At 67.7% G+C, this 4,802-nt stretch carries 4 protein-coding genes; 3 read left to right on the forward strand and 1 reads right to left on the reverse strand.

Annotation, left to right across the window (positions count from 1 at the left end):
• Positions 1–314: hypothetical protein (locus D180_RS10870; RefSeq protein WP_017912816.1), on the forward strand; the 314-nt coding region annotated here is incomplete at its 5' end.
• Between the two features lie 102 nt (positions 315–416).
• Entirely contained in the window at positions 417–1,196 is a 780-nt protein-coding gene (locus tag D180_RS10875; protein WP_026143480.1) for a ferredoxin--NADP reductase, read from the forward strand.
• 250 nt (positions 1,197–1,446) lie between these two features.
• On the opposite strand, the gene D180_RS10880 is transcribed toward D180_RS10875, so the two are convergent.
• On the reverse strand, positions 1,447–1,938 hold the full coding sequence (locus tag D180_RS10880; RefSeq protein WP_017912817.1) for a glutathione peroxidase: 492 nt from the start codon (positions 1,936–1,938) through the stop codon (positions 1,447–1,449).
• A 333-nt stretch (positions 1,939–2,271) separates the two neighbouring features.
• Between D180_RS10880 and D180_RS10885 the strand changes: the two genes are divergently transcribed.
• The gene (locus tag D180_RS10885; RefSeq protein WP_043090816.1) at positions 2,272–4,458 is read left to right on the forward strand and encodes a M3 family metallopeptidase; all 2,187 of its coding nucleotides are present in this window, start codon (positions 2,272–2,274) and stop codon (positions 4,456–4,458) included.
• Positions 4,459–4,802: the final 344 nt, after the last annotated feature.

A 4,802-nucleotide genomic window follows, 5' to 3' on the forward strand; every position in this document is an offset into this window, starting at 1 on the left:
CCGACTACGCCGCGGCCAAGGCCCTGGCCGACCGCGACGAGGCCGGCCTGCCGGCGGCCATGCAGGAACGCCTGCAGACCCTGCAGCGCGCGGCGCTGGACGAGGGCGTGGCCAGTTGCGCCACGCCGCGTCCGGACACCTCGCCGTTCACCGTGGTGGTGCAGGTGCAGGCCGACGGCAGCGTCGGCGCCAGCTGGCGCAACGGCACCACCCCGCTGGCCCTGTGCCTGGAGCGTTTCCTGCGCCAGCGCCCGCTGCTGGCGCCGCCGCAGGCGCCGCTGTACCTGTCCTACGAGGTCTCGTTCGAGAAGTGAGCCGGATCGCCGTGATCGGCCCGCCCCCAAATGAGATTTGATCTCATTTGAACCGGCATGGGGTAGAATGGCCGCCGTTCCTTCCCCATCACGATCAACGGCATGTCTTCCGCTTTTGGCCCCGAAACGGTGCTCGATGTCCGCCACTGGACCGAGGACTACTTCAGCTTCACCACCACCCGCAACGACGGCTTCCGCTTCGACAACGGCCAGTTCGTGATGATCGGCCTGGAGACGGAGACGCGGCCGCTGCTGCGCGCATATTCCATCGCCAGCGCCAACTGGGAAGAGCAACTGGAGTTCTTCAGCATCAAGGTGCCGGACGGCCCGCTGACCTCTCGCCTGCAGCACATCAAGCCCGGCGATTCGGTGCTGGTCGGCAAGAAGCCCACCGGCACTCTGCTGATCAGCGACCTGCACCCGGGCCGCCACCTGTACCTGCTGGGCACCGGCACCGGCCTGGCGCCGTGGCTATCGGTGATCAAGGATCCGGAAACCTACGAGCGCTTCGACAAGGTGATCCTCACCCACGGCGTGCGCTTCGAGAAGGATCTGGCCTACCGCGACTATTTCGAGAAGGAACTGCCGCAGCACGAGTTCCTGGGCGAGACCATCCGCGAAAAGCTGCTGTACTACCCGGCGGTGACCCGCGAGGACTTCCGCAACCGCGGCCGCCTCACCGAGTTGCTCGAGAGCGGCGAAATGCAGCGCACCCTCGGCCTGCCGCCGCTGAACCCGGAACACGACCGCGCGATGATCTGCGGCAGCCCGCAGATGCTGGCCGACCTGCGCCATACCCTGGACGCCCGCGGCTTCGTCGCCTCGCCGCGCATCGGCTCGCCGGGGCATTACGTGTTCGAGCGCGCGTTCGTCGAGAAGTGACGGCGCTGCGCGTCTCCGATCATAGGAGCGGCTTCAGCCGCGATGGGCGTTTCCGGTAAAGCATCGCGGCTGAAGCCGCTCCTGCCGGATAAGCGATACGGCGGCAGGTCAAAGCGAAATAGTGGGGAGTATTTTGTGGGAGGGACTTCAGTCCCGACGCCTTTAACTCGAACGCGTCGGGACTGAAGTCCCTCCCACAAGAGCAAGCATCCAGCATTCAAGACCACGCCGAGCGTCCTCGGCCGAATCGTTACCCCAGCGCCCGCTCGATAGCGTCAGCCAGCGCTTCCGGCTTGTCGGTCGGCGCATAACGCGCCAGCACCTGGCCATCGCGGCCGACCAGGAACTTGCTGAAATTCCACTTGATCGCGGCGATGCCGAGCAGCCCGGATTTTTGCTGCTTGAGCCAGCGCCACAGTGGATGCGCGCCGTCGCCGTTGACCTGCACCTTGGCGAACATCGGGAAATCGACGTCGTAGCTCAGCGAGCAGAACTGGCGGATCTCGGCGGCATCGCCCGGTTCCTGATGGCCGAACTGGTCGCAGGGAAAGCCCAGCACCACCAGCCCGCGCTCGCGGTAGCGCCGCCACAGCGCCTGCAGTCCGGCGTACTGCGGGGTGAAACCGCACTTGGAGGCGACGTTGACGATCAACAACACCTTGCCGGCGTAGTCGGCAAGCGGCTGCGCCTGCCCGTCGAGCGTGGTCGCGGTGAAGGCGTAGGCGGTGGTCGGCGTGTCCATGGATCCTCGTGGTGCGGCGCGCCGCAGCGGCGCTGGGTCGAGGCGATGCTACGCGGTGGCCGCACGCGTCGCCAGCGAACCGAGGCCGATGCGCGAGGCCGCGTCGCAGAGGTGGGCGCGAACGCACCAACGCACACCGCCAGCGCATCACCGATGCGTGGCCGCACCGGCGCCGCCACGCGCGAAAGCGCACTGCATCAAGGTTCACGCCAAATGCCGCAAAGCCTTGCGAAACAAGCGTCGATGCTGCAGCGCTCCCATGGCTTTCGTCACGGGTCACGCCTGCCGGCCTGGGGTAGCCTGCCCGATCACCATGATTGCGGATACCGCTTGATGACCTCTCGCCTCGCCCTTGCCCTCGCCGCCACGCTCGGACTCGCCATGCCCGCCTACGCCGCTCCGGCCACCACGCCCACCGCCGCCACGGCGGCCACGCAGGCCAACCCGTTCTTCGCCGAAAGCCCGCTGCCGCTGCACTACCCGCAGTTCGACAAGATCAAGGACAGCGATTTCGCGCCCGCGTTCGACGCCGGCATGGCGCAGCAGCTGAAGGAAATGCAGGCCATCGCCGATCAGACCGCCAAACCGACCTTCGACAACACCATCGTGGCGATGGAGAAGAGCGGGCAGGTCCTGGACCGCGCCACCACCGTGTTCTTCAACCTGGTCGGCGCCGACACCAACGACACCCGCAAGAAGCTGCAGGCCGAGTACGCCGGCAAGCTGGCCGCGCACCGCGACGCGATCGCGCTCAATCCCAAGCTGTTCGCGCGCATCCAGACGCTGTACGACACCCGCAACCAGCTCGGCCTGGACGCGGAGGGCGTGCGCCTGATCGAGAAGTACCACAGCGACTTCGTCCGCGACGGCGCCAAGCTCAACGACGCCGACAAGGCCAAGCTCAAGGCGATGAACGCCGAACTGGCCGAACTGGGCACCAAGTTCAGCCAGAACGTCCTGGCCGAAGTGAACGCCGCCGCGGTGGTGGTGGACGACGTCAGGCAGCTCGACGGCCTGTCCGACGCGCAGATCGCCGCGGCCGCCGAAGCAGCCAAGGCGCGCAAGCTCGACGGCAAGTACGTGATCGCCCTGCTCAACACCACCGGCCAGCCGCCGCTGGCCCAGCTCAAGGATCGCGCCCTGCGGCAGAAGATCTACGAAGCCTCGGTGTCGCGCGGCAGCCACGGCGGCCCCTACGACAACACCGCGCTGGTGTCGCGGATCATGACCCTGCGCGCCGACCGCGCCAAGCTGCTCGGCTATCCGAACCACGCCGCCTATTCGCTGGAAACCCAAACGGCGAAGACGCCCGAAGCGGTCAACGCCATGCTCGGCAAGCTGGCCCCGGCCGCGGTGGCCAACGCCAAGCGCGAGGCGGCCGACCTGCAGGCGATGATCGACCAGGAGCAGAAAGCCGCCGGCAAGCCCAGCTTCAAGCTCGAGGCCTGGGACTGGGCCTACTACACCGAGAAGGTGCGCCAGGCCAAGTACGATTTCGACGAGTCCCAGCTCAAGCCCTACTTCGAACTGAAGAACGTACTGGAAAACGGCGTGTTCTACGCCGCCAACCAGGAGTACGGGCTGACCTTCAAGCAGCGCACCGACCTGCCCACCTACCGCGACGACGTGCTGGTCTACGACGTGTTCGACGCCGACGGCAGCCAGCTGGCGATCTTCATCGCCGACATGTACGCGCGCGAGTCCAAGCGCGGCGGCGCCTGGATGAGCTCCTACGTGTCGCAGTCGGCGCTGACCGGCGACAAGCCGGTGGTCGCCAACCACCTCAACATCCCCAAGCCGCCGGCCGGCCAGCCGACCCTGCTGACCTGGGACGAGGTCACCACCGCCTTCCACGAGTTCGGCCATGCGCTGCACGGCATGTTCTCGAACGTGAAGTACCCGTACTTCTCCGGCACCAGCGTGCCGCGCGACTTCGTCGAGTTCCCCTCGCAGGTCAACGAGATGTGGGCCGACGATCCGGCCATCCTCAAGCACTACGCCAAGCACTACCAGAGCGGCGCGCCGATGCCGCAGGCACTGCTGGACAAGGTGGTGGCCACCGCCAAGTTCAACCAGGGCTTCGCCACCACCGAGTACCTGGGCGCGGCGATGCTGGACCAGCGCTGGCACCAGCTGAGCGCCGGCCAGGTGCCGCCGGCATCGGGCGTGATGGACTTCGAGGCCAAGGCGCTGGCCGCCGACGGCATCGCCTATGCGCCGGTGCCGCCGCGCTATCGCACGCCGTACTTCAGCCACATCATGGGCGGCTACGCGGCCGGCTACTACGCCTACATCTGGGCCGAGGTGCTGGACGCCAACACCCAGCAGTGGTTCAAGCAGCATGGCGGGCTGAGCCGCGCCAACGGCGACCGCTTCCGCAAGACCCTGCTCTCGCGCGGCGGCAGCGTCGATGCCATGCAGTTGTTCCAGGACTTCGCCGGACACGCGCCGCAGATCGAACCCTTGCTGGAGAAGCGCGGCCTCAACGCCACGCCGGCGGCGACGCCGAGCGCACGCTGAGGCGCAGCGCGGCACGGCCCATGCGGCCGTGCCGCGACGTCGCGACGACGTCGCGGCGGAACACACCCGCGACCGAACGCAGGACGCAACACGCACGACGCCCGGCTCAGCCGGGCGTCGTGTTTTTTCAGCCAGTGGCTTCGATGGCCACGCACGGTACCCCGAGCGTGGCCGTCAGCGGCTTACTGGCCGTCGCTGGAGGCGTTGATGCTGGCACCCAGCGAGGCATTGCCGCCGGCCTGCCCCTGCGCCTGACCGCTACCGGCCTGCGCACCGCCCTGGCCGCCCACGCCCGCCTGGCCCGACACCGACCCGCCGTGCGTGCCCGCGCTGTGCGAGGCGCT

This window comes from Xanthomonas sp. SHU 166 (genome assembly GCF_000364685.1).
GTDB lineage: Bacteria > Pseudomonadota > Gammaproteobacteria > Xanthomonadales > Xanthomonadaceae > Xanthomonas_A > Xanthomonas_A sontii.

Bases quoted from the DNA above. Each gene is read 5' to 3' on its own strand.
- D180_RS10875 (WP_026143480.1), top strand. From the start codon at position 417: ATGTCTTCCGCTTTTGGCCCCGAAACGGTGCTCGATGTCCGCCACTGG.
- D180_RS10880 (WP_017912817.1), bottom strand. From the start codon at position 1,938: ATGGACACGCCGACCACCGCCTACGCCTTCACCGCGACCACGCTCGAC.
- D180_RS10885 (WP_043090816.1), top strand. From the start codon at position 2,272: ATGACCTCTCGCCTCGCCCTTGCCCTCGCCGCCACGCTCGGACTCGCC.